Here is a 24282-nt window from a genome sequence, read left to right on the forward strand (position 1 = left end):
ACCTCCGAAATGAAGGTTACGTTCCGATCACATATCGCGCACTCGCCACCTGTTCCTCTCTGTTTTTACGAAAACTAGGGAGGAAACGGACTAACTCATGCACACTAGGGGAGCAAACGCCCGCCTCCCCCAAAGACACTTGGCGGGCCCGAAGGGGGATTGTGAAGGTGGAAAGAGGAAGCGAACGCTTGCTGACCCCTGGAGAGGTGGCATCCCTCTTCCGAGTCGACCCCAAGACCGTGACGCGGTGGGCCGCCTCGGGACGGATCAGCAGCATCCGCACACCCGGCGGTCACCGCCGGTTCCGCGAGTCCGAAGTCCGCGCCCTACTCCATGGAGAGCCAACCGAGTCCACGCCCTGAACCGGGCGCCCGTAGGTCGCCCGCTCGTCGGAGCCCCCGCGGCGACGCGCCGTCCACCGCCACCGGGATCCTCGCTTCGCGCACACGCGCCGGAGCGACGGAGCGTCCCGCTCCCGCGTGGCCACCGGGCCAATTCGTTCCGGCGCGTTCGGAAACGATCCCGGATAGGCTGAAACCATGGTGTGGCTCGCTGGCCTTATCACGCTGCTCACGATCGTGCTCTGGGTGTACGCGTTCTTCGACGCGCTCACCAGTCCCGCCGCCGAGGTGCGCAATCTGCCGAAGATCCTGTGGCTGATCATCATCGTCCTGTTCACCCCGGTCGGCCCGCTGCTGTGGATCTTCCTCGGCCGCCCCAGGAACACCCCGGAGCCGCTGGACACCCCCGCTGAGGCCGCCTCGCTGGAGGACCTTGACCCGGCGGACTTCGAGGGCCCGTCCTCGCACGACGTCCCGCGCGGCCCCGACGACGACCCGGAGTTCCTGCGCATGCTGAACCGGCGCATCAACCCCGAGGACTAGCGCCGCACACCGCGCACACGCCTGCGGGCCGCCCCCACCGGGGCGGCCCGCACGTCGCGTTCCAGGGCGGAAACCCGCTCAGGCGTAGCTGTGCAGCCCGCTGAACAGGTAGTTCACGGCGAAGAAGTTGAACAGCAGGCAGCCGAACCCGATCAGCCCGATCCAGGTGGCCTTGCTGCCGCGCCAGCCGGCGGTGGCGCGGGCGTGCAGGTAGGCGGCGTAGGCCACCCAGGTGATGAACGACCACACCTCCTTGGGGTCCCAGCCCCAGAACCGGCCCCACGCCTCGTCGGCCCACACCGCGCCCGCGATGATCGCGAACGTCCACAGCGGGAACGCCAGCACGATGAAGCGGTGCGAGACCCGGTCCAGCAGCTCGGAGTCGGGCAGCTTGGCGGCCACCCCGCTCACCCGCTCGCCCGCCGCGCGGCGGATCTCGGTGCGCCGCGCCATCAGGTAGGCGATGGCGCCCGCCCCGGCCACCATGAACCCGCCGGTGGCGATGATGGCGGCCGACACGTGGATGGCGATCCAGTAGGAGTGCAGCGCCGGGATGACCGGCCCGGCCTCGCTGTAGAGCCAGCGCGCGGCGATCCCCAGCAGCACCAGCACCGGCAGCAGCACGAACGTGCCCAGGAACCGCGCCTGGTAGCGGACCGCGGCGTAGAGGAACGCGGCGACGCTGCACAGGCAGATCGCCACCACGAACTCGAACATGTTGCCCCACGGCCAGCGGTCCGCGGCCAGGCCGCGGGTGGCGATCTGCCCGGCGTTGAGCAGCAGGCCCAGCGCGGTCACGACCACCGCGATCCGGCCGACGACGTGCTGGGCGGCGCTGGGCTCGGGCTCCTCCCGGCGCAGCCGCACCTCCATGTCGTCCTCGGCGTCGAGGTCGGCCATGCCCCCGCCGCCCGCCGCCGCGGGGCCGGCTGCGCCCACCGCCGCGGGCTCGGCCGCGGCGCCCGCCGGCATCAGCCGGTTGGCGCGCAGGCGCCGGCGCCGCCCGTAGGCCGCCTCCACGGCGAACAGGAACAGCGCGATCGCGTAGGCCACGATCATCGCGATGATCAGCGAGTCGCTGACCGCGGCGAGGTTGGTGTCCACCGCTGTCTCGGCGGCGAGCGTGTGCTCCACCGGCTACTCCTTCGTGCCTGTGTCGGTCGCGGGGGTCTCCCGCAGTCGGTCTCTCAGCGAGGTGGCGAACTGGTGGAACTCGGCGGTCAGGGCCGCGTTCTCGATCTTGCTCAGCCCGGCGACCTCGACCACCGTACGCCCGTCCTCGCGGGTCCGGGCGCGCACCCAGGCGCGGCGCGGCCGCACGAACAGGGTGGCGAGCAGGCCCGCCACCGCCGTGGCGGCCGCCACCAGCGCGGGCACCCGCGCGGGGTTGCTGTTGACCTGCATGCTGATGTAGTCGCGGTACCCGGTGAAGGTGATCTCGCCGGCGCCGTCGGGCAGCTCCCAGGTGTCGCCGGGCGACAGCTCCGGAGACTCGCCCAGTTCGCGCATGTCGTCGGTGTAGAGCTGGTACACCGACTGCGACCCGCCGTCGTCCATGCCCAGGTCGCCCTGGTAGCCGGTGAGCGTGACCACCGGGTTGCGGGTGCCGGGGAAGGTGGAGACGAGTTCGCCGTCGGGGCCCTCGGCGGCCGACGGCAGGAACACCCCGGTGAACCCGAGCTGCTCCTCGCCGGCGTCGGGCACCTTGATGACGCCGTCGGAGGTGAACGCGGTCTCCTCGCGGGCGATGAACGGCACCGCCTGGTCGAAGACCACCTCGCCCTCGGCGTTGGTGACGCGGAACTCGGGCGCGTAGCCGTGGCCGAGCAGGTAGATCTGCGCGCCGTCCACCGACAGCGGGTGGTTGACGGCCAGGTGGTGGCGTCCCTCGGGCGCGTCGGGCGCGGCCCGGTAGGTGAGGTCGGCGGAGAACGCGGCGGCCTGGCCGCTCAGGTCGCCCTCCTCGATGAAGCTGGCCTGGAACTCCTCGACGGTGAAGGAGAACGGCTGGAGGTCGCCCTCGTCCACGGCCGTGCCCGGGAAGAACGCGTCGTAGGAGGTCAGCGTGTTGGCGAACCCGTCGCCCTCGACCACCAGCATGTTGCCGCGGTAGCCCAGGAACGAGCCGGCGCCCAGGGCGACGAGCAGCGCCAGCAGCGCCAGGTGGAACAGCACGTTGCCGGTCTCGCGCAGGTAGCCGGTCTCGGCGGCCAGCGCGCGGCCGCCGTCAGGCTCCTCGGCGGTGTCGGCGCGGTGGCGGCGCAGCAGCGCGCGGGCGGCGGTGACCACCTGCTCGGGCGGCGCGGCGGTGGTGAAGGTCGCCGAGTAGGGCATGCGCGCGAGGTTGCGCGGGGTCTTGGGCGGGCGCGCCCGCATGGCCCGGTAGTGTGCGGCGGCGCGCGGCAGCACGCAGCCGGTCAGCGAGACGAACAGCAGCAGGTAGATCGCCGCGTACCAGGGCGAGGAGTACACGTCGAAGAGGTAGAACCGGTCCAGCCAGGGCGCGAGGTCGGGGTGCTCCAGGAAGTAGTTGCGCACCTGCTCGACGCTGACGCCGCGCTGGGGCAGCATCGAGCCGGGGATGGCGCCCACGGCCAGCAGGAACAGCAGGATCAGCGCCGTGCGCATCGAGGTGAGGATGCGCCAGGCCCAGCGGGCCCAGCCCAGGGCCGAGAGCCGCGGGAGTTCGGGGTCGCCCGCGGGCGGGCGGGCGGCGGCCGGGGCGGTGGCGGAGGCGGATTCGGTGGGCACTGCTATATCACCGTCGTGTAGTCGGCCACCCAGCCCTGGAGGAGGGCGGTGAGATCGGTCCAGAGTCCGGTCGCCAGGAGCAGCCCCACCGCGACCAGCATCGCGCCGCCGGCGGCGGTGATGGCGCGGTAGTGCCGCTTGACCCGGGCGAACGCGCCGAGCGCGCGCCGGTACAGCAGCGCGGCGGCGACGAACGGCAGCCCCAGGCCCACGCAGTAGACCAGCGACAGCAGCGCGCCGCGCGCGGCGCTGCCCTCGGTGAAGGCGAGCGTCTGCACGGCCGCCAGGGTGGGGCCGATGCAGGGCGTCCAGCCCAGGCCGAACACCACGCCCAGCAGCGGTGCCCCGGCCAGGCCGGCGCTGGGCAGGCGGTGGATGCGCAGGTCGCGGTTGAGGCCGGGCAGGACCCCCATGAACATCAGGCCCAGCACCACGGTGACGGCGCCCAGGACGCGGGTGAGGGGTTCGGTGTAGTCCAGCAGCAGGCCGCCGATCCCGCCGACGAACACGCCGGCGGTGACGAACACGGCGCTGAACCCGGCGATGAACAGCAGGCTGCCCAGCAGCATGGTGCCGCGCCGGGCGGCCAGGACGTCGTCGGCGGTGGGCTCGGGGGCGCCGGGGCCCAGGGCGGCGGCGTGGGCGCGGCGGCGGGCGGCGAGGTCGGCGCCGGTCATGCCGGTGACATAGGACAGGTAGCCGGGCACCAGCGGCAGCACGCACGGCGACAGGAAGGACGCCAGGCCGGCGGCCAGCGCGAGCGGGACGGCCAGGAGCAGCGAGCCGTGGAGGACGGTGTCGGCGATCATGCGGAGTCCGCGGAGTCGCCGGAGCCCGCTCCGCCGCCGTCCTCGGCCAGCACGGTCTCGACCAGGCCGGTCAGCTCGTTGTAGCCGGTCTCGCCGATGACGCGGGCGGCGATGCGGCCCTGGCGGTCCAGGACCAGGGTGGAGGGGATGGCGGCGGGCGGCACGGTGTCGCGGAACGCCTGGGGCACCGCGCCGGGCTGGTCGAAGAGGCTGGGGTAGGCGACCTCCTGGTTCTCCTGGAAGGCCGCGGCGGCGGTGCTGTTGTCCTTGATGTTGACGCCGAGGAAGCGCAGGCCGTCGTCCTTGTGCTCGGCGTAGACCTCGTTGAGGACGGGGGTCTCGGAGCGGCAGGGGCCGCACCAGCTCGCCCAGAAGTTGACCACCAGGACGTGGCCGCGGTAGTCGGCGAGGTCGACGGGGTCGCCCTCAAGGGTCTCGCCGCTGACCTCGGGGGCGGGGCTGCGCTCGTCGGGCGCGAAGGAGGTGCTGGAGCCGTCGCCCTCGATGTAGCGGTTGTCCTGCGAGCCGGAGTCGGCGCCGGAGCCGCCGGCGCCGAAGCCCCCGGCGCATCCGGTCAGCAGGAGGAGCAGCGCCGCGGCCGCGGCGGCGGAGCGGACGCGCGCGGGCGTGGTCTTCCAGGGCATGGGCGTCAACCTAGAACGCGAGGTGGCAAGGGGCAGCTAGCGGCTACATGCATCAACGACGAAGTGTAGTAGATGCCTGGCCGCGGCCACCGGCGCCCCGAGGTGACGGGGCGCGCCCGCTCCGCGCGCCCGCCGAACCGACGCCTGTGCCCACCCGAGGGGCGATGGGCGGGGTTTCACCGCCCCGATCGGGTGGCGCCGTTGGGACTACCCGGCCTCGACGAATGCCTCGCGGAGGTAGTCGTGCACGGCGCGTTCGGGCACGCGGTAGGAGCGACCCACGCGGATCGCGGGGAGCACACCGGAGTGCACCATTCGGTAGACGGTCATCTTGGAAACTCGCATGATCGTGGCGACTTCGGCCACGGTCAGGAACCGGACCTCGTCAAGGGGTGCCTTCACGTTCATTCTCCGACGCCCTCACTTCCGGACGTGAGCGTAGATGTCCCAGCCTCTGTCATCCGGCGCCAAGACCCCATCGCCGCGCCGGAGTGTTCTTCGGTAACTGCTGACACGTCCGGTTTCAGGGTAGATCCGGGTGCACGGCATTGAAAGGCCGGTTTTGCTGTCCCTGCAGCTACATGAGAGTCGGGGGTCGCGTGAGGTTTAGGAAGTGGGTACCGCCGTCCCGCCGCAGATAGCCGCTAGTCGAGGCCGGCGCGGTGCAGCACATATGCGGCCAATGGCCGGTATTCGCGCGGCGGGTATCCGTCGTCCAGGGGAACGGTGGTGAGCAGTTTTCCCTCGCATTCGGCCAGGAACAATGCGGGATCGTTGCAATCCGCAAAGCCGATTGTGGGGACCCCCGCCTCTCCGGCCGCGCCCGCGAATCCGTGGTCGGCGACGACCAACTGCGGCCACTCCTGGCCTTTCTCGGAGAGGTCGGCGAGCGCGGCGCGCATGGCGAAGGGGTGGTGGCTGTGCCGGGGGGTGCCGCCGTCCATGACGAACCCGACGCCGTCCTTCCAGACGAGCACCCGCCGGCTGGGCGGGTGCTCGGTGGCGACGTCGTAGGTGTAGCCGGCCGCCGCCGTGACCACCTCGCAGCCGCGGGCCTCCAGGGCGGACTTCCAGCTGCGGTAGGTGTCGGCGAGGCTCTTGGGGTGGCCGGTGGCGAACATCACCCGCTGCCTGCGGGCGGCGGCCTCGGCCAGGCGGTCGGCGACGGCGTCGAGCGCGTCGACGGTGCGGTCGGGGTCGATGGTGTCGATCCCCCACTGGTGCCCGTGGTCGGCCACCACGCCGCAGCGTTTGGCCATGAGGTCGAGCACCTCGGAGAACGACCACTCGTGGTCGAAGGTGAGGCCGAACTGGTAGTAGGGGTCCTTCTGGCAGAGCCGCCGGTAGTGGCGCAGGTTGTTCTGCCGCGGTGTGTCGACGTGCCCGGCGATTCCGGTCCGCACGAGATAGGCGACGAGTTCTGCGCGCGAGGGCGGCCTCACCACGATCCCCTTCCCCTCCGATGCGACGGCGCGCCGCCCGCGCACGGGACGGCGCGGGACCCGTGGCGGCCACGGACGATCCAAAAGGGCGTCATACCCTCTTCATGACAAATTCAACTTTGAGCGCCGCTGTCCATCGGTTGAACGCAGGGGTACCGCCCGTGGCGTATCGGGGTGGCGCCGCGGGCCGCGCTGCGGCGGACCGGGAACCCGGGCCCGGCGGCGGGGGCCGCCGGGCGGGGGGTCACAGGCTGGGGTCCATGCCGTGGCTGGGGAAGACCGCCCGGCGGGTGGCCTGGATGGCCTGGTCGACGGGGTCCTCGGGGTCGAAGCCGTCCTCGAAGGGCGTGTACTGGGGATCGCGGCCGTCGGTCATGTACAGCGGCGGGAGTTCGCCGGTGCGCTCGCGGACGAACGCCCGCCAGGAGTCGGGGGTGGCCGAGGCGGGGTCGACCTGGCCGCCGGACGCCTCGGCCAGCAGGTGGGTCCAGGCGCGCGGCACGACCTGCACGAGTTCGTAGCCCCCGCCGCCCAGCAGCAGCCAGCGCCCCCCGGCGGTCTCGCGCGCCAGGCGGTGCAGGGCGGCGTAGGTGCGCCGCTGGCCGTCGAGGCTGAGGACGAGGTTGGCCAGGGGGTCCAGGGCGTGGGTGTCGGCGCCCTGCTGGGTGACCAGCACCTCGGGCTGGAACTCGCGCAGCAGCGGCGGCACGACGGCCTCGAAGGCGCGCAGCCAGCGGGCGTCGTTGGTGCCGGCGGGCAGGGCGACGTTGACGGCGTAGCCCTCGGCGCCGGGGCCGCCGGTCTCGGTGGCGCGGCCGGTGCCCGGGAACAGGGTCGCCGGGGACTCGTGCAGGCTGATGGTGAGCACGCGGGGGTCGTCGTAGAACATGGCCTGGACGCCGTCGCCGTGGTGGACGTCGACGTCGACGTAGGCCACGCGCTTGGCGCCCTGCTCCAGCAGCCAGGCGATGGCCAGGGCGGCGTCGTTGTAGACGCAGAAGCCCCACGCGTGGCGCGGCATGGCGTGGTGCAGGCCGCCCGCGATGTTGGCGGCGTGGGCGGCCTCGCCGTGCCAGACGGCCGCGGCGGCGCGCACCGACGCGCCGGCGACCAGCGCCGAGGCGTCGTGCATGTCGGGGAAGACGGGGTTGTCGGAGGTGCCCAGGCAGTAGGGGTCGTCGGGCTCCAGGGTCTTGCCGGCGCGCTTGACGGCCTCGATGTAGTCGGGCGCGTGGACGAGCTGGAGGAGTTCGTCGGAGGCGGGCTCGACGCCGTCGATCATCGTGACACCGGGGCGGTCGAAGACGCCGAACTCCCGGCTGAGCGCCATGGTGAGTTCGACGCGCACCGGCGCCAGCGGGTGCTGCGGGCCGAAGTTGTAGGAGGTCAGCCCGTCGTCCCAGGCCACGTGCAGTGAACAGGCCATGCGCCCTCCCGGACGGTGGATCGCGTGCGTGCCGAGCACGCGGGCGGTGGTGTGTGCGGCGTCACCCGCGCCTCCAGCCTAGTCAACGGCGAACCGGCGCGCGGGCGGCGGGTCGGGGGCGTGCCGTCACCCCTCCGACAGCCGGCGGCTGCGGTCGCGGGCGGCCTCGATGGCCTCGGTGAAGGCGGTGCGCACGCCGTGGCGCTCCAGTTCGCGCACCGCGGCGGCGGTGGTGCCCCCGGGCGAGGTGACCGCCTCGCGCAGCACGACGGGGTGGTTGGCGGGGTCGGCGAGCATCTCGGCGGCGCCGGTGATGGTCTGCGTGACCAGCTTCCTGGCGGCGGCGCGGGTCATGCCCATGGCCACCCCGGCCTCGATCATGGTCTCGGCGATGAAGTAGAAGTAGGCCGGGCCGCTGCCCGAGAGCGCGGTGACGGTGTCCATGTGGTGCTCGGGCACCCGCACGACGTCGCCGACCGAGCGCAGCAGGGACTCGGCGTGGTCGAGCTGGGCGTCGCCGGTGTGGGAGCCGGCCGCCACGGCGGTCATGCCCTTGCCCACCAGCGCCGGGGTGTTGGGCATGGCCCGCACCACGGGGGTGTCGGCGGGCAGGTGCTTCTCCAGCAGCGCCGTGGTGATCCCGGCGGCGATGGAGACCACCAGGCAGTCGGGCTTGAGGTGCGGGGAGAGGTCGTCGAGGACCTCGACCATGTCCTGGGGCTTGACGGCCAGCACGAGGGTGGACGCGCGCGCGGCGGAGTCGGCCAGGGGCGCGGCGGCGACCCCGTAGCGCTCCCGCAGCTCGGCGGCGCGGTCGGGGTGCGGCTCGGTGACCAGCACCTGGGTGGGCTCGTAGCCGGTGGCCAGCAGCCCCGCGAGCAGGGCCTCGCCCATCTTGCCGCCGCCGATGATCGCGATCATGTCCTCACACCTTTCCCGTCACTTCAACGGTATCGACGCGGCGGGTATGCCGCATCCGCGGCCCCGCGGCCTGGGGAAAACCCCGGGCGGGCGGGGCCGGGCGGGCGGCGGCCGGGCGCGGGGCCGGGCGCTCAGTACCGGGTGAGGACCTGGCGGGCGGCGAAGGCGGCGTTGGCCGGGCGCTCGGCCACGCGCCGGACCAGGTAGCCGTACCAGTCGGTGCCGTAGGGGACGTACACCCGCACCCGCGCGCCCAGCGAGGCCAGCCGGCGCTGCTCGGTGGGCCGGGCGCCGTAGAGCATCTGGTACTCGAAGTCGTCGTAGGTGCGCCCGTAGCGGCGGGCCAGCGTGGTGGCGATGTCGATCAGCCGGGAGTCGTGGGTGGCCACCATGGGGTAGGCCGAACCGGTCATCAGCCGGCGCAGGGAGCGCACGAACGCGGCGTCGACCTCGCGCCGGCCGGTGTAGGCGCTGCCCCGCTCGGGGGCGTAGGCCCCCTTGCACAGCCGCACCCGCGCGCCCGGCTCGGCGGCCATGGCGGCGGTGTCTCCCTCGGTGCGGCGCAGGTAGGACTGGAGCACGCAGCCCACCCACGGGTGGCGGGCGCGCAGCCGGGCGACCACGCGCAGGGTGGCGGGCACGTGCCGGGCGGCCTCCATGTCGACGGTGACGGTGGTGCCGACCTCGGCCGCGGTGTCGCAGATGCGCGACAGGTTGTCGACGGCCAGGGCCTCGCCCTCCGGGCCCAGGCCCAGCCCCACGGCGGTGGGCTTGACCGACACCTCGGCCCACGAGGTCAGGCCGGTGTCGTCCAGCAGCCGCAGCAGCCGCACATAGCCCTTGACCACGTCCTGGGTGCGCGCCGGGTGGTCGGCGTCCTCGCCGAGGTGGTCGATGGAGGACAGCAGGTCGTACTCGGCCAGCTCGCCCGCCGCGCGCACGGCGTCCTCGGCGCGCTCGCCGGCCACGAAGCGGTCTACGACGCCGCGCGTGAGGCGGGTCCCCGCCACCAGGGTGCGCAGCCGGTCGCTTCCCGATGCCGCCAGGAGAGTCTGCCGAAGGACCATGTCGCGCTCCTCGTTCACCGTCGTCCGGCGCCGCCCGCCGGTTTCCGCGTCCGGTGAGTGCTACCCGCCGATCGGCCGCGGATGCCGCCCGCCCGCCGCGTCCCCTCCGAGGCTACGCCGCCCCGGCCGCGCCGGGCAGGGGCGCGCGGCCCCCGTACGCCCGCGGATCAGTCCGCGCCGCCGGCGGCGCCCTCGGCGCGCGCGGGGGCGGCCCCGCCCGCGCCGCCGGCCGGCAGCCGGGCCGCCAGGCCGTCGAGGAGCCGGTCCAGGCCGTAGTCGAAGTAGGCGTCCATGACCGCGCGGGGCTCAGTGCCGCGCTGGGCGGCGTAGACGGCGAGCAGGCGGGGGTGGTCGCGCATGGCCTCCTGGGTGACGGCCCACAGGCGCTCGGCCGCGTCCCGCTCGTCGGCGCCGCCGCGCCGGACCGCCGACAGCCAGGCGGCCTCGCTGGACACCATGCCGATGACGGCGGGCAGCAGCACGCTCATGGCCCGGTCGGCCTCGACCAGGTCGAACCCGGCGGCCTCCAGGACCGCCAGCACGCCCTCGGAGAAGCGCGCGAGGTTGGGGCCGAGCTGGGACAGCCCCGCCTGGCCGTGCACCGCCACGACCCACGGGTGGCGCAGGGCGGCGGCGCGCAGGTCGCGCGCGCAGGCGGCGACCGCGTCGCGCCAGGGGGCGCCGTCGGCGGGGTCGGGGACCGCCAGCTCGCCGTAGAAGCGGTCCACGACGAGTTCGATCAGCTCGTCCTTGCCGGCCACGTGCCGGTAGAGCGATGTGGCCCCGGCGCCCAGGGCGGCGCCCAGGCGGCGCATGCTCAGCGCCTCGACGCCTTCGGCGTCCAGCAGCTCCACGGCGGCGGACACGATCTGGTCCCGGCTGAGGCCGGGCTGGGCGCGGCCGCGGCGCGGGCGGGCCCACACCGAGCGGATCGGCTGGTCGTCGGCTGGCGTGTCGGCTGGCACGGCGCTCCCTCATGGCGGCACTGGCGGCTTGGCGGCTCTGGCGGCACACCCACCCTAGCGCGCCGGGGGACGGCGTTCGCATGTTGCGCACACCGTGCGCAATGAGTACGGTGTGCGCATCCCCGGAACACTGTTCGCAAACGGATGCCCAGGAGTGACCATGCCGTTCGACCCCGCCCACTGGCAGTCCCGCCTCGACGCCCTGCGCGCGGCCCACCGCGTGCCCGGCGCCGCCCTGGCCGTCCTCGCCGGCGGCCACGTGCACGAACTGGCCTCCGGAGTCCTGCACCGGGGCACCGGGGTGGCCGCCACCCCCGACTCGGTCTTCCAGCTCGGCTCGGTCGCCAAGGTCTACACCGCCACCCTGGTCATGCGGCTGGCCGAGGAGGGCGCGCTCGACCTGGACGCGCCCGTCGCCGAGGTGCTGCCCGGCTTCGCGGTGCCCGACCCAGGCGCGAGCGCCACCGTCACCCCGCGCCGGCTCCTCAGCCACACCGGCGGCATCAGCGGGGACTTCACCCTCGACACCGGGCGCGGCGACGACTGCCTGGCCCGCTACGTCGCCGCCTGCACCGCCGTGGGCCAGGACTGCCCGCCCGGCGCCGCCGTCTCCTACAGCAGCACCGGCTACGCCGTCCTCGGCCGGATCACCGAGGTCGTGACCGGGCGGGTGTGGGACGAGGCGCTGCGGGAACTGCTGCTCGACCCGCTCGGCGCGGAGCGCACCGCCACCCTGCCCGAGGAGGTGCTGCGGTTCCGCGCCGCGATGAGCCACCTGGGCGCCCCCGGCGAGGACCCCGGGCCCGCCCCCGCGTGGACCGCCATGCCGCGCTCCGCCGGACCCTACGGCGGGATGTGCGCCTCGGCCGCCGACGTCCTGCTGCTGGCCCGCATGCACCTGGACGGCGGCACCGCCGCCGACGGCACCCGCCTGCTCTCCCCCGAGGCCGTCGCCGCGATGCGGCGCCCGGTCGCCCCCACGCCCGACCGCTGGACCGTCCACTCCTCGGCCTGGGGCCTGGGCTGGACCCTCTACGACTGGGCCGGGACACCCGGGTTCGGGCACGACGGCGCCACCCTGGGCCAGTACTCCTACCTGCGGGTGGTGCCCGGCGCGGGCGTGGCGGCGGTGCTGCTGACCAACGGGGGCGGCGCGCGGCGCCTCTACGAGGAGCTGTTCGCCGAACTGCTCGGCGACCTGGCCGGGGTGGCCCAGCCCGCGCCCTTCGGCCCGCCCGCGCGGCCGGTGGAGGCGGACACCGCCGGGATCACCGGCGAGTACCGCCGCGAGGGGGTGGAGGTCTCCGTCACCCGCACGCCCGAGGGCACCGCGCGCATGCGCTACGCGTTCGTGGACGGCATGGCCGGCTTCGCGCCGCCGTTCGAGACCCACCTCGTGCCGGTGGAGCCGGGCGTGTTCGCGGTACCGGGCATGGGCGCCTTCAGCGGCGAGTGGATGCCCGTGGTGTTCACGACCCTGGCCGACGGCACCGCGTGCGTCTACATCGGCATGCGGGCCGCGCCGCGGGTGGGCTGAGGCCCGCCCGGCGGGCGCCCCTGCGGCCGGAGCGCCCGCCGGGCGGGCCGGAGGGGTCAGGTGCGGTCGACGGTGCCCTCGGAGGTCACCGCGAACGTGCGCGGGGGCGGGGAGCCGTCGTCCCGGCGGCGCATGGCGATGCGCTCGCGGCGGTCGCCCCGGGGGTCGGCGGCGGGGTCGGTGTGGATGCCGGCGAAGTGCAGCCGGGTGAAGGCCAGCGCCTCGGCGAGTTCGAGGTGGCGGGACTCGCGGTCGGCGGCCTTGCGGGTGTTGACCTCCAGCACGATCTGGCCCCGGTAGCCGGTGGTGGCCAGGTGCTCCAGCAGCTCGGCGCAGGGCTGGGTGCCCCGGCCCGGGATCAGGTGCTCGTCGAAGCTCTGCGTGCCGGTGCCGTCGGCCATGTGCACGTGGGAGAGCCGGTCGCCCAGCGCCTTGGCCATCTCCATGGCGTCGGAGTGCGACATGGCGCTGTGCGACAGGTCGAGGGTGACGTCGGGGTAGTCGCGGTCGAGCGGGTTCCAGCTGGGCGCGTAGGGCACGACCTCGCGGTCGCGCATGCGCACCGGGTACATGTTCTCGACCGCGAAGACGACGTCGGTCTCGTCCTGCATGCGGTTGATGCCGGCCTCGAACTCGCGGGCGTACTCCCGCTGCCAGCGGAAGGCGGGGTGGACGACGATGGTCTTGGCGCCCAGCGCCTCGGCCATCTCCTTGGACTTCACCAGCTTGCCCCAGGGGTCGCGCCCCCAGACGCGCTGGGTGAAGATCAGGCACGGCGAGTGGACGGCGAGGATCGGCACACCGTGGTAGTCCGACAGCCGGCGCAGCATGTCGATGTCCTGGCTGACCGGGTCGGAGGAGACCAGGACCTCAACGCCGTCATAGCCGAGCTTGGCGGCGGTCTCGAAGGCCGCCGGTGTTTTCTCCGGGTAGACCGACGCCGTCGAGAGGACAACCGGCGCGTCTGGAACCTGGATAGCGCTCACTCCACCAAGAGTATGCGCTGTTCGCCGATCGCGGCTCCCCGCGTGTGCCTATCCTTCCTCGGGTGAGAGCAGCGATGGCGGGCGCGATCCCCAGCCCCAACATCTGGAACAGCCCCGGCACCTACGAACTGGAGAACGACGCCGTCGACCCCGACGGCGCGATCGACGCCGCCATGCGCGCCGTGCGCGGCCCGGCCGGGGCGCGCGTCCTCGACATCGGCTGCGGCACCGGGTACCACCTGCCGCGCTTCGCCCGCGAGGCCGAGCACGTCATCGGGGTGGAGCCGCACGCGGAGCTGGCGGCGGTGGCGCGGGCGCGGGCGGCCGCCGCCGGACTGGCCAACGTCGAGGTCCGCACGGGCGTGGCGCAGAACCTGCCGGTGCCCGACTCCCGGATCGACCTCGCCCACGCCCGCTGGGCGTACTTCTTCGGCCCCGGCTGCGAGCCCGGCCTGGCCGAGCTGCGGCGCGTGATGCGCCGGGGCGGGGTGGCGTTCGTCATCGACAACGACGCCACCCGCAGCACGTTCGGCGGGTGGTTCCGCCGCTTCCTGCCCCGCTACGACCCCGAGGCGGTCGAGCGGTTCTGGGCGCGGCAGGGCTTCGCGCGCACCCCGCTGACCATGCGCTGGAAGTTCGAGCGGCGCGCCGACTTCGAGGCCGTGGTGCGGATCGAGTTCGACCGCGCCCTCGCCGAGGAGATCATCGCCGAGCACCCCGGCCTGGAGGTCGACTACGCCGTCAACCTGTGGTGGCGCGAGTACTGACCCGCGGGTACCGGCCGGGGCGCGGCGGGCGCGGTCCCCGGCGCCGCCGCAGGGGGCGGCGGGCCGGGCGGGGGCCGGGCGGGGGCCGGGTGGGGGGCCGGCTCAGGCCAGCGGGCTGCCGGCGCGCACGCCCAGGGACGCCAGCACGCGGTCGCCGACCTCGGCCATGCCGTCGGCGTTGGGGTGCACCGGCGCGGCCGGGCGCGTGGGGAAGATCCCCTCGACCCAGCGCTCCGAGCGCGGCGCGCACATGTCGTGGCCGGGGCCGGAGGCGTCCACGAACACCGCGCCCGCCTCGGCGGCCTCCTTCTCGATCACGGCGTTGAGGTCCTCCCACACCCCGTAGAGGTAGGGGATGTCCCCGGTGGCGTAGGGCACCTGCAGGCAGCCCTTCTCGGAGGGCAGGAGTTCGAGGTAGCCGACCACGGCGACCGTGGCGCCGGGGCTGCGCTCGCGGATTCCGGCCAGGACCTCGCCGACCGCCTCGCCGGTCTCGGGGATGCGCTGGGCGAGTTCGTCGCGGCCCCGGGGGTCGGTGTAGTGGTCGCGGCACGGGTCGCCGGTGAGGTCGGTCACGCTCACCGCCAGGCACTTCAGCACGATCTCGCCGAAGCCGAGGTCGTTGCCGCCGATCCCGACCGTGACCAGGGTGGTGTCGGGGGTCAGCGCGTCGAACTGCGGGGGCGCGGTGTCGAGGGCCAGCGTCTGCGGCTCGGTCATGTGCCGCGACTCCGCGCCCGCGCAGCTGGCGTCCACGAACTCCGCCGCGCCCAGCGCCTCGGCGACCAGGTTGGGGTAGTTGCCGCGCGAGCGCAGGCACAGCGCGGGGTCGCCGTACTGGTGGGGGATGAACGGCCCGGCGGTGAAGGAGTCGCCGAGGGCGACGTAGCGGGCGGCGAGGTCCTCGGCCCGCGCGGCAGCGGGCCCGAGGAGGGCGCTCACCCCGGCGAGCGCGGCGAGGGCGGCGGCGGTGCGGCGGCGGGCGGACGGCGGTGCGGACACGCGGTACTCCTCGTGCTGGGCGCGCCGGAACCGGCGCGGGTGCGGACGCATCGGCGGATGCGCAGGGGATGCGAGGGTCTGCGGCACCGGGACGCGGCAGGGTGCCGCACCGACTGTCAGCGCGTGCGTGCGGCGGGTCAACCGCGCGGACCGCAACCGGCCAACGACTTGACGCGACAACGGTACTACGCAGGGTGGCGACCGCTCGGCGAAACGCCGGACCCGGCCGCCCACTGCCACGCACCGCCACGCACACCAGGCACCGCCACGCGCCCTCGCGGGCCGCTCACCGGGTGCGCGGACAGGCTCGGGGCGGGGCGGGGCGGGGCGCGGGCGGCGGGCGCGCGGCCCGGCCCCGGTTGTCACCGCCAACCGCTACCGTGCAGACCATGGCCAAGGCTGCGAAGACCACGTTCCGCTGCGCCGAGTGCGGCTGGACCACGTTCAAATGGGTCGGCCGCTGCGGCGAGTGCCAGGCATGGGGCACCGTCGAGGAGGCCGGCGCCCCCACCTCCACCGTGATCGCGCCCGCCCGGGTCACCGCCCCGGCGCAGCCCATCACCGACATCAGCGTCGAGGCCGCCCACGCCACCCCCACCGGCCTGGACGAACTCGACCGCGTGCTGGGCGGCGGCGTGGTGCCCGGCGGCGTCATGCTGCTCGCCGGCGAACCCGGCGTGGGCAAGTCCACCCTGCTGCTGGAGGTCGCCGCGCTGTGCGCCGAGGCCGGCCCGGTCCTCTACGTCACCGGCGAGGAGTCCACCGGCCAGGTGCGGCTGCGCGCCGAACGCCTCGGCGCGCTCTCCCCCAAGCTCTACCTCGCCGCCGAGACCTCGGTGGCGGCCCTGGTCAGCCACGTCGACGCCGTGGCGCCCTCGCTCCTCATCGTCGACTCCGTGCAGACCATGGTCTCCCCCGACGTCTCGGGGGTGCCCGGCGGCGTCACCCAGGTCCGCGAGGTCGCCGGCGCGCTGATCCGGCTGGCCAAGGAGCGCGGCATCGCCACCGTGCTGGTCGGCCACGTCACCAAGGACGGCTCCATCGCCGGCCCCCGGCTGCTGGAGCACCTCGTCGACGTCGTGCTCCAGTTCGAGGGCGACCGCCACTCCCAGCTGCGCATGCTGCGCGCCGTCAAGAACCGCTACGGCCCCACCGACGAGATCGGCTGCTTCGAACTCACCGACTCCGGTATCATCGGCCTGCCCGACCCCAGCGGCCTGTTCCTGACCCGCCGCAACGAACCCGTGCCCGGCACCTGCGTCACCGTCACCCTTGAGGGCCGCCGGCCGCTGATCGCCGAGGTCCAGGCCCTGGTCGCCTCCTCCAACCTGCCGCAGCCGCGCCGGGCCACCTCCGGCCTCGACACCGCGCGGGTCAACATGGTCATGGCGGTGCTGGAGCGCCGCGCGCGGGTGCGCATCGCCAACGCCGACGTCTACGCCTCCACCGTGGGCGGGGTGCGGCTGGGCGAGCCCTCGGTCGACCTCGCGCTCGCGCTGGCCGTGGCTGGCTCGGTGCGCGACGAGCCCCTGCCGCGCGGCCTGGTCGCCATCGGCGAGGTCGGCCTGGCCGGCGACGTCCGCGCGGTCAGCGCCGTGCAGCGGCGGCTGGCCGAGGCCCAGCGCCTGGGCTTCACCCGCGCCATCGTGCCCCGGCACAGCGAGGAGCCGGTCGAGGGCATCGAGACCGTTGGGGTCGACGACGTCGCCGCGGCGCTGCGCGCGGCCTTTCCCGCCCGTCAGCGCGCGGAGTGACCCCGCCGGCCGGTGCGGCTCCACCGGCGGGCACGGGCGGCACGGGCGGCGCGCACAGCACCGCGCCCCCGCCGCCGGGGCGGTGACCCGGGCGGCGGGGGCGCGGTGAATCCTTCGGGGGTCGGGGGTGCGGGGGCCCGCGGAGGGCCGGGGGTGCGGCGTCGTCAGTTCAGCCGGAACACCTGGGGTTCGGCGCCCTCGTCGTAGTCGCTGTGCAGCTCGGCCACGTAGGTGCCCGGCCGCTTGGCGTTGACGTCGCTGTCGCGGCAGTCCTCCCACGAGCGCTTGCGGTCCCAGGTGAACGTGGTGGTGTAGGGCACCCCGCGGCGCAGCTGCTGCCGGTCGGCGCCCGAGCCCTCGACGCAGTCGGCCGTCGAGAACACCCGGTCCTCGCCCGAGGTGATCCGGATCTCCATGGCCTTGCGGCCGGTGTCCACCGTGCACGTCTGCTCGGCGGTGTTGACCAGGGTCAGCTCGAACTTGGGCCGGTCGTTCCAGTCGTGGTCGGACTTGTTGACCTCCATCGTCACCACGATGTCGGAGGGCCGGCAGGGGTCCTCGGCGCGCACCGGGACGGCCACCGACCCCCCGCCGGAGCCGCCGCCCTCCGATCCGCCGCCGGAGTCGTCGCCGGAGTCGCCGGCGCCGGACCCGGCCCCGCCCGCGGCACCGCCGGAGCCGCCGCCTTCGGGGTCCTCGCTCGCGCTCGGGGAGGCACTGGGCGAGGCGCTGGAGGAGGCCGGGGGTGAGACACTGGGGGACGGCGACTCCTCGGGCGCCGCGCTGGGTTCGCCGCCGCCGCCGGCCGTGCCGCCGTTCTCCTCCGACGACGCGCGGGTGCACGCGTAGGTGATCAGCGCCACGACGACGAGGACACCCACCAGCACGAAGACACGCCTTCTCCAATACGTTTCGGGACTCACCGGTCCCGGATGTCCAGCACTTGACGCCATGGCGCGTAGTATTCCGGGTTTCCCCGCACCGCACCTACTCAACCCGCCGAACCCCACACCGATTGCGCATGTTCGACAACCCTTACAGCACAGCGGTTCTCGCCTGGTACGAGGCCAACGCCCGCGACCTCCCCTGGCGCCGCCCCGGCGCCTCCCCCTGGTCGGTGCTGGTCAGCGAGATCATGCTCCAGCAGACCCCCGTCGTGCGCGTCCTGCCCGCCTGGGAGGCGTGGATGGCGCGCTGGCCCACCCCCGCCGACCTCGCCGCCGAGCCCTCGGGCGAGGCTGTGCGCATGTGGAACCGGCTGGGCTACCCCCGCCGCGCGCTCAACCTGCACGCCTGTGCGCGCACCATCGTGGAGCGCCACGGCGGCGAGGTCCCCGACTCCCACGCCGACCTGCTGGCCCTGCCCGGGGTGGGCTCCTACACGGCGGCGGCGGTCGCCAGCTTCGCCTTCGGCCAGCGCCACGCCGTGCTCGACACCAACGTGCGGCGGGTCCTGGCCCGCGCCCGCACCGGCGTGGAGTACCCGCCCAAGACCCAGACCCGGGCCGAGGTCGCCCTGGCGGAGTCCCTGGTGCCCCCCGAGCCGGCCGTGGCCGCCCGGTGGGCGGTGGCGGTCATGGAGCTGGGCGCGCTGGTGTGCACGGCCCGCTCCCCCGCCTGCGCCGACTGCCCCATCGCCGGGCAGTGCGCCTGGCGGCTGGCCGGCAAGCCGCCCTACGACGGTCCGCCCCGGCGCGGCCAGACCTACGCCGGGACCGACCGGCAGGTGCGCGGCCGGCTGCTGGCGGTACTGCGCGAGTCCGCGGCGCCGGTGCCCAAGGCCGCGCTGGACGTGGTGTGGGACGAGCCGATCCAGCGGGAGCGCGCGCTCGACGCGCTGGTGGCCGACGGCCTGGTCGACCCCCTGGAGGACGGCACCTACGCCCTGCCCGGCTGAGCCGGGGACGGGCCGCACACACGGCGGGGGGCGGGCGCGGCGCGCCCGCCCTCTCGTGCGCGGACCCCGTGGCGGGGCCGGGTCGGCTAGACCGGCTCGCCGGTGATCCCGGTGCCGCCGCTGCACGGCGCCCCGGGCTCCAGGGTCTGGGGGCCCTGCACGTAGGTGTTGAGGAACTCGGTCAGCCGGGGGTCGTCCGCGGAGTCCAGGACCAGCTGCTTGCCCCAGGCCGAGGCGACGATCCGGCCGGGCAGGTCGTCCATCGGGCTGACGACCAGGTAGTCGCCGTCGCGGTAGAGCCCTTCGAGCGTGGCGAGGTCGGTGGCCGACACCGAGCCGCTGTTGTAGGTGATCCACACGGCGCCGTGCTCCAGGGAGTGCACGGCGTTCTCGTCGGGCACCGGCTGGGTGTAGACGCCGCAGTCCAGCCAGATCGGCGAGTGCGGGCCGCCCACGGGCGGGTGCACCGGGTACTCCTCCGGCTCCTCGGTGTGGGTGGGGTCGAGGTTGTCGAAGGTGCGCACGCCCTCGATGTCGCCGGGCTCGGTCCGGCCGGAGTCCCCGCCGCCGGAAGCGGTGGGCGGGCCGCTCATGGACATGTAGGCGACGGCCCCGCCGCCGGCGACCAGCAGCACGAGGACGACCGCCGCCGCGCCGATGATCCACCACAGGGCGCCGCCGCCGGAGCGGCGCCGCGTCCCCGCGGGCGGCGGGGGATTGCCGTAGGGCGGCCCTCCGGGCGGCCCGCCGTAGCCGGGCGCGCCGGGAGGCGGCCCGTACTGGCCGGGCGCGCCCGGCCCGCCCGCGGGCCCGTACTGGCCGGGGGCGCCGTGGGCGGCGTGCTCGCCCGGCCCACCGGGCCGGCCCGGCTGGGCGGCCTGCCCCGGCTGGCCGAACCGGCCGGCGTGCGGGCCGGTCGGCCCCTGGGCGCCCTGCTGAGCACCGGGTCCGCCGGTGTCGGGAACGCCCGGCCGGTGCGGCCCCGGCGGTCCGGGCCGGTCGGGCTGCTGCGGGAGGTTGTCGGGAGAAACCACGGACAAACCCTATCGGGCCGCGCCGCCCGCCCGGATCCCCGCCCGGGCACGCGAAAGGGGCGGTCCCGCGGGACCGCCCCCTGACCGCTCAGGAGCGCGGGGCCGGAGCGTGCTCCGGCCGGTGCGCGCCGGGTTACTCGCCCTTGCCGGCCGCGGTCTCCTGCACCTGCGGGGTGTCCGGGACGGACTCGGGCTTGGGCACGCCCTGGAAGGTGAACTTGGCCTCGGTGCCCTCGCCCTCGGCGTCGATCACGACGATCTGGCCGGGCTTGAGGTCGCCGAACAGGATCTTCTCGGACAGGGCGTCCTCGATCTCGCGCTGGATGGTCCGGCGCAGCGGCCGGGCGCCCAGCACGGGGTCGTACCCGCGCTCGGCCAGCACGTTCTTGGCCGCCGGGCGCAGCTCCAGACCCATGTCGCGGTCCTTGAGGCGCTCGTCGAGCTTCTCGACCATCAGGTCCACGATGTCGATGATCTCGGCCTGGGTGAGCTGGTGGAAGACGATGACGTCGTCCACGCGGTTGAGGAACTCGGGCCGGAAGTTCTGCTTCAGCTCCTCCTGGACCTTGGCCTTCATCCGGTCGTAGTTGGTCTTGGCGTCGTCCTCCTTGGCGAAGCCCATGGCCGCGCCCTTGGAGATGTCCCGCGTGCCGAGGTTGGTGGTCATGATGATGACCGTGTTCTTGAAGTCGACGTTGCGTCCCTGGGCGTCGGTGAGGCGCCCCTCCTCAAGAACCTGCAGCAGCGAGTTGAAGATGTCGTTGTGGGCCTTCTCGATCTCGTCGAAGAGGACCACGGAGAACGGCTTGCGCCGCACCTTCTCGGTGAGCTGGCCGCCCTCCTCGTAGCCGACGTAGCCGGGAGGCGAGCCGAACAGCCGGGAGACGGTGTGCTTCTCCATGAACTCGCTCATGTCGAGCTGGATCAGCGCGTCCTCGTCGCCGAACAGGAACTCCGCCAGCGTCTTGGACAGCTCGGTCTTGCCGACGCCCGAGGGGCCGGCGAAGATGAACGACCCGCCGGGGCGCTTGGGGTCCTTCAGGCCGGCGCGGGTGCGCCGGATCGCCTGGGAGAGCGCCTTGATGGCGTCCTCCTGGCCGATGACCCGCTTGTGGAGCTCGTCCTCCATGCGCAGCAGGCGGGAGCTCTCCTCCTCGGTGAGCTTGAAGACCGGGATGCCGGTGGCCGTGGCCAGGACCTCGGCGATCAGCTCCTCGGTGACCTCGGCGACGACGTCCATGTCGCCGGCCTTCCACTCCTTCTCGCGCTGGGCCTTCTTGGCGAGCAGGCTCTTCTCGTCGTCGCGCAGCGAGGCGGCCTTCTCGAAGTCCTGCGCGTCGATCGCGGACTCCTTGTCGCGGCGCACCGCGGCGATCTTCTCGTCGTACTCGCGCAGGTCCGGCGGCGCGGTCATGCGGCGGATGCGCATGCGCGAGCCGGCCTCGTCGATGAGGTCGATCGCCTTGTCCGGCAGGAACCGGTCGCTGATGTAGCGGTCGGCCAGCTGGGCGGAGGCCACCAGGGCGGAGTCGGTGATGGACACGCGGTGGTGCGCCTCGTAGCGGTCCCGCAGTCCCTTGAGGATCTCGATGGTGTGGGAGATCGTGGGCTCGTCGACCTGGATGGGCTGGAAGCGCCGCTCCAGGGCGGCGTCCTTCTCCAGGTACTTGCGGTACTCGTCGAGCGTGGTGGCGCCGATGGTCTGCAGCTCACCGCGCGCCAGCATCGGCTTGAGGATGGAGGCGGCGTCGATCGCGCCCTCGGCGGCGCCCGCGCCCACCAGCGTGTGCAGCTCGTCGATGAACAGGATGATGTCGCCGCGGGTGCGGATCTCCTTGAGGACCTTCTTCAGCCGCTCCTCGAAGTCGCCGCGGTAGCGGCTGCCCGCCACGAGCGCGCCGAGGTCGAGCGTGTAGAGCTGCTTGTCCTTGAGGGTCTCGGGGATCTCGCCCTTGACGATCTTCTGCGCCAGCCCCTCGACCACGGCGGTCTTGCCGACGCCGGGCTCGCCGATGAGGACCGGGTTGTTCTTGGTCCGGCGCGACAGCACCTGCATGACGCGCTCGATCTCCTTGTTCCGGCCGATGACCGGATCGAGCTTGCTCTCGCGCGCCGCCTGGGTGAGGTTGCGGCCGAACTGGTCCAGCACCAGGGAGGTGGACGGCGTGGACTCCGAGGACGCGCCGGTGGCCTGGGGCTCCTTGCCCTGGTAGCCGTGCAGCAGCTGGATAACCTGCTGGCGCACCCGGTTGAGGTCGGCGCCCAGCTTCACCAGCACCTGGGCCGCGACACCCTCGCCCTCGCGGATGAGGCCCAGCAGGATGTGCTCGGTGCCGATGTAGTTGTGGCCGAGCTGCAGCGCCTCCCGGAGGGAGAGCTCAAGAACCTTCTTCGCGCGGGGGGTGAAGGGGATGTGGCCGGAGGGGGCCTGCTGGCCCTGGCCGATGATCTCCTCCACCTGCTGCCGAACCGCTTCGAGGCTGATTCCCAGGCTCTCCAGAGCCTTCGCGGCGACGCCCTCGCCCTCGTGGATGAGGCCGAGCAGGATGTGCTCTGTACCAATGTAGTTGTGGTTGAGCATCCTGGCCTCTTCCTGGGCCAGGACCACCACGCGCCGTGCGCGGTCGGTAAACCTCTCGAACATGTCTCGTCGCTCCTCACAGAGCGGTCAGGCAGGGACGGAAGCTCCGACCCTCGCTTTCCGCATTTCGGCCCCAAGGGGAAAGTTCCAGGAGGCGCATCCGCACCCCGTCCGACCCGGCGGCCGGCTTCCCGACGCGCCCGACGGACACACCGTGCACGGAGGCTGCTGAATCCAACCGCCCGTGCAAGAGACTTTCCCCGACGATAGGGCGTTCACCCTCATCCAACTACCGATCGGGGGCCTCGTGTTCCAAGTACGCCGCAAGCGAACGGCCCGTGTGCCCCCGTTAAACGAGGGCACACGGGCCGTGGTGCGCATTCGCGCGGCAGTTTGCTTTGAGCGAACATCGAAGCACCGTGCCCGTGGGAGAGCACGGTGCCCGCGAAGCGGCCCGGCGGGTAATGGCCTTGCGCGGGTCTCCCGGGTCCGGAGAGCTCCGCGCAACCGCCACTCATGAGCGGGCGCCGCCGTGCGCTCAGCGCTGGGCGGCCTCGTACTCGGCCACGATGGCGGCCGGGATTCGGCCGCGCTCGTTGACCTGCTTGCCGGCGGCCTTCGCCCACGCGCGGATCTCGGCGCTGCGCTCACGGCTGGGCGCGCTGCGCTGCTGGCGGCGGTTGGCCCGTCCCCCGCTCTTGGCCGGAGCCTTGCGGGCGGCCTCGACGTAGGGAGCCAGCGCGTCGCGCAGCTTGCTCGCGTTGGCGGCGCTGAGGTCGATTTCGTAAGAGGAGCCGTCGACTCCGAACGAAACGGTCTCCTCGGCCTCGCCGCCGTCGAGATCGTCGACGAGAAGCACCTGAACCTTTTGTGCCATAGATACAAACCTTTCCAGCAGAGCGGTGCGAGGGCACCTGAATGTAAAGCTAGCCGGAGAGAAGCAGAAAGACAATTCTCGGCGCGGCGGAAACCCGGTGGAGGTATGCGGCGGGGCGACCCCCGGTGCAAATGACCGGTCAACGGCTGATACGACTCCGGTCCCCTGCCCGGGGACCGGAGTCGTTAACGCGCGGGGCGGCCGGGCCCCTTTCCCATGCGTTGCCGTTAGCGGTCGGCGGACCCGGGGGCATCGGCGGGGAGTTCCGTCTGGGAACTTCCCGATCCCTTTGCCCCGTCATCCGCTGGAACACCATCGGTCGCGGCCGCGGACGCCGTTGTGGTCCCCGCGGGTCCGTGGCCGGATGCCGTGTCGGTCTCGCTGACGAGGCGGCCGTCCGATGTTCTCGGCGCCATCTCCTTACGGAGCAGCTTGATGACGAACGTGCAGAAGACCGTTGCGACAACAGCAGGGGGGATCAGCGCCGACAAAACTTCTTCCATCGAGCGCGCACCCCTTCCTTGTTGTTACTTTATGCAGCAATTACCCCACGGAGGGGCGCCGCTCGACCCGGTTCGCCCGGCGGTGCGGCGCCCGCGCCCATACACGGGCGTGGACATCGGCAAACATCAGCAGGCACTGACATCATAGACACCGTGCGCACCGGTTCGGACCCCGCCCCGAAGAAGGCTTAGGAACGCGCCAAAAGCCCGCCGTATAAGGCGTTCCGGGTTCGTGCCGGGGGCGCGCGCGGCACCCGGGGCGGCCGGCCGCAACCGAATCGCCGTTGAAATGACGGCGGTTCGCGACCGCGCGCGCCCGCGGATTGGCCCGCGTGCCGTGCGGGGGCTTATGGACCGGCGCGCGGTACCCGGTGCCCCGCCTTGGCCAAGGCGCCCGGCGCCGTACGCCGACTTCCGCTCCCAATGCACAGATTA

General features: G+C 73.4%; 24 protein-coding genes. 7 read left to right on the forward strand and 17 right to left on the reverse strand.

The annotated features are described in order from the left end of the window. Positions 1 to 161 precede the first annotated feature (161 nt). Together HNR12_RS13215 and HNR12_RS13220 are read left to right on the forward strand one after the other, a co-directional pair. Positions 162 to 362: a BldC family transcriptional regulator gene (locus tag HNR12_RS13215; protein WP_040275033.1), complete on the forward strand. Its 201-nt coding sequence runs from the start codon at positions 162 to 164 to the stop codon at positions 360 to 362. Positions 363 to 539: 177 nt separating this feature from the next. After that, on the forward strand, positions 540 to 884 hold the full coding sequence (locus tag HNR12_RS13220) for a PLD nuclease N-terminal domain-containing protein (RefSeq protein ID WP_179767770.1): 345 nt from the start codon (positions 540 to 542) through the stop codon (positions 882 to 884). A 78-nt stretch (positions 885 to 962) separates the two neighbouring features. On the opposite strand, the gene ccsB is transcribed toward HNR12_RS13220, so the two are convergent. The 10 genes from ccsB to HNR12_RS13270 form a co-directional block, all read right to left on the reverse strand. Continuing rightward, entirely contained in the window at positions 963 to 2018 is a 1056-nt protein-coding gene (gene ccsB, locus HNR12_RS13225; RefSeq protein WP_179767771.1) for a c-type cytochrome biogenesis protein CcsB, read from the reverse strand. Between the two features lie 3 nt (positions 2019 to 2021). Beyond that, positions 2022 to 3635: a cytochrome c biogenesis protein ResB gene (gene resB, locus HNR12_RS13230; protein ID WP_394353912.1), complete on the reverse strand. Its 1614-nt coding sequence runs from the start codon at positions 3633 to 3635 to the stop codon at positions 2022 to 2024. A gap of 2 nt (positions 3636 to 3637) precedes the next feature. Continuing rightward, complete coding sequence (locus HNR12_RS13235; RefSeq protein WP_179767772.1) at positions 3638 to 4444, reverse strand: cytochrome c biogenesis CcdA family protein; 807 nt, start codon at positions 4442 to 4444, stop codon at positions 3638 to 3640. Continuing rightward, complete coding sequence (locus HNR12_RS13240; RefSeq protein WP_179767773.1) at positions 4441 to 5088, reverse strand: TlpA family protein disulfide reductase; 648 nt, start codon at positions 5086 to 5088, stop codon at positions 4441 to 4443. The genes HNR12_RS13235 and HNR12_RS13240 overlap by 4 nt, the downstream gene beginning before the upstream one ends. A 207-nt stretch (positions 5089 to 5295) precedes the next feature. Then, positions 5296 to 5490: a helix-turn-helix domain-containing protein gene (locus tag HNR12_RS13245; protein WP_443729142.1), complete on the reverse strand. Its 195-nt coding sequence runs from the start codon at positions 5488 to 5490 to the stop codon at positions 5296 to 5298. A 242-nt stretch (positions 5491 to 5732) separates the two neighbouring features. Further along, the gene (locus HNR12_RS13250) at positions 5733 to 6530 is read right to left on the reverse strand and encodes a phosphatase (protein ID WP_179767775.1); all 798 of its coding nucleotides are present in this window, start codon (positions 6528 to 6530) and stop codon (positions 5733 to 5735) included. Between the two features lie 244 nt (positions 6531 to 6774). Next, positions 6775 to 7956, reverse strand: coding sequence for an acetoin utilization protein AcuC (locus HNR12_RS13255; protein WP_179767776.1), 1182 nt, complete (start codon positions 7954 to 7956; stop codon positions 6775 to 6777). A 126-nt stretch (positions 7957 to 8082) separates the two neighbouring features. Further along, positions 8083 to 8877, reverse strand: a complete 795-nt coding sequence (proC, locus tag HNR12_RS13260) for a pyrroline-5-carboxylate reductase (RefSeq protein ID WP_179767777.1) — start codon at positions 8875 to 8877, stop codon at positions 8083 to 8085. Between the two features lie 131 nt (positions 8878 to 9008). Then, positions 9009 to 9944 (reverse strand): proline dehydrogenase family protein, encoded by a 936-nt coding sequence (locus tag HNR12_RS13265; RefSeq protein WP_179767778.1) that lies wholly within the window; start codon positions 9942 to 9944, stop codon positions 9009 to 9011. 167 nt (positions 9945 to 10111) lie between these two features. Next, the gene (locus HNR12_RS13270; RefSeq protein ID WP_179767779.1) at positions 10112 to 10909 is read right to left on the reverse strand and encodes a TetR/AcrR family transcriptional regulator; all 798 of its coding nucleotides are present in this window, start codon (positions 10907 to 10909) and stop codon (positions 10112 to 10114) included. Between the two features lie 160 nt (positions 10910 to 11069). Here HNR12_RS13270 and HNR12_RS13275 point away from each other — a divergent pair, with 160 nt between their 5' ends. Beyond that, a complete protein-coding gene (locus HNR12_RS13275; protein WP_179767780.1) occupies positions 11070 to 12446 on the forward strand; it encodes a serine hydrolase domain-containing protein in 1377 nt (458 codons plus the stop codon). 56 nt (positions 12447 to 12502) lie between these two features. On the opposite strand, the gene HNR12_RS13280 is transcribed toward HNR12_RS13275, so the two are convergent. Then, the gene (locus tag HNR12_RS13280) at positions 12503 to 13432 is read right to left on the reverse strand and encodes a TIM barrel protein (RefSeq protein WP_179767781.1); all 930 of its coding nucleotides are present in this window, start codon (positions 13430 to 13432) and stop codon (positions 12503 to 12505) included. A gap of 74 nt (positions 13433 to 13506) precedes the next feature. On the opposite strand from HNR12_RS13280, the gene HNR12_RS13285 reads away from it, so the two are divergent. Next, a complete protein-coding gene (locus HNR12_RS13285) occupies positions 13507 to 14199 on the forward strand; it encodes a class I SAM-dependent methyltransferase (protein WP_179770589.1) in 693 nt (230 codons plus the stop codon). 102 nt (positions 14200 to 14301) lie between these two features. Here HNR12_RS13285 and HNR12_RS13290 read toward each other — a convergent pair whose 3' ends face one another. Continuing rightward, positions 14302 to 15201 carry an SGNH/GDSL hydrolase family protein gene (locus tag HNR12_RS13290; protein ID WP_338119760.1) on the reverse strand — a complete coding sequence of 300 codons (900 nt, stop codon included), beginning with the start codon at positions 15199 to 15201 and terminating at the stop codon, positions 14302 to 14304. Between the two features lie 389 nt (positions 15202 to 15590). Here HNR12_RS13290 and radA point away from each other — a divergent pair, with 389 nt between their 5' ends. Further along, on the forward strand, positions 15591 to 16955 hold the full coding sequence (gene radA, locus HNR12_RS13295) for a DNA repair protein RadA (protein WP_179767783.1): 1365 nt from the start codon (positions 15591 to 15593) through the stop codon (positions 16953 to 16955). A gap of 164 nt (positions 16956 to 17119) precedes the next feature. On the opposite strand, the gene HNR12_RS13300 is transcribed toward radA, so the two are convergent. Further along, complete coding sequence (locus tag HNR12_RS13300; protein ID WP_308118489.1) at positions 17120 to 17842, reverse strand: hypothetical protein; 723 nt, start codon at positions 17840 to 17842, stop codon at positions 17120 to 17122. A 134-nt stretch (positions 17843 to 17976) separates the two neighbouring features. Here HNR12_RS13300 and HNR12_RS13305 point away from each other — a divergent pair, with 134 nt between their 5' ends. Further along, on the forward strand, positions 17977 to 18852 hold the full coding sequence (locus tag HNR12_RS13305; protein ID WP_179767784.1) for an A/G-specific adenine glycosylase: 876 nt from the start codon (positions 17977 to 17979) through the stop codon (positions 18850 to 18852). An 86-nt stretch (positions 18853 to 18938) separates the two neighbouring features. On the opposite strand, the gene HNR12_RS29520 is transcribed toward HNR12_RS13305, so the two are convergent. The 4 genes from HNR12_RS29520 to HNR12_RS28460 all read right to left on the reverse strand — a co-directional run bounded on the left by HNR12_RS29520 (position 18939) and on the right by HNR12_RS28460 (position 23847). Next, entirely contained in the window at positions 18939 to 19886 is a 948-nt protein-coding gene (locus HNR12_RS29520; protein ID WP_308118951.1) for a DUF3105 domain-containing protein, read from the reverse strand. A gap of 133 nt (positions 19887 to 20019) precedes the next feature. After that, complete coding sequence (locus HNR12_RS13315) at positions 20020 to 22530, reverse strand: ATP-dependent Clp protease ATP-binding subunit (RefSeq protein WP_179767785.1); 2511 nt, start codon at positions 22528 to 22530, stop codon at positions 20020 to 20022. A 475-nt stretch (positions 22531 to 23005) separates the two neighbouring features. Continuing rightward, positions 23006 to 23344 (reverse strand): histone-like nucleoid-structuring protein Lsr2, encoded by a 339-nt coding sequence (locus HNR12_RS13320; RefSeq protein WP_179767786.1) that lies wholly within the window; start codon positions 23342 to 23344, stop codon positions 23006 to 23008. Between the two features lie 227 nt (positions 23345 to 23571). Next, positions 23572 to 23847 carry a hypothetical protein gene (locus HNR12_RS28460; protein ID WP_246425069.1) on the reverse strand — a complete coding sequence of 92 codons (276 nt, stop codon included), beginning with the start codon at positions 23845 to 23847 and terminating at the stop codon, positions 23572 to 23574. Between HNR12_RS28460 and HNR12_RS13325 the strand changes: the two genes are divergently transcribed. After that, positions 23780 to 23995, forward strand: coding sequence for a hypothetical protein (locus HNR12_RS13325; RefSeq protein WP_179767787.1), 216 nt, complete (start codon positions 23780 to 23782; stop codon positions 23993 to 23995). The two genes, HNR12_RS28460 and HNR12_RS13325, sit on opposite strands and share 68 nt — an antisense overlap. Positions 23996 to 24282 lie beyond the last annotated feature (287 nt).

The organism is Streptomonospora nanhaiensis (assembly GCF_013410565.1).
GTDB lineage: Bacteria > Actinomycetota > Actinomycetes > Streptosporangiales > Streptosporangiaceae > Streptomonospora > Streptomonospora nanhaiensis.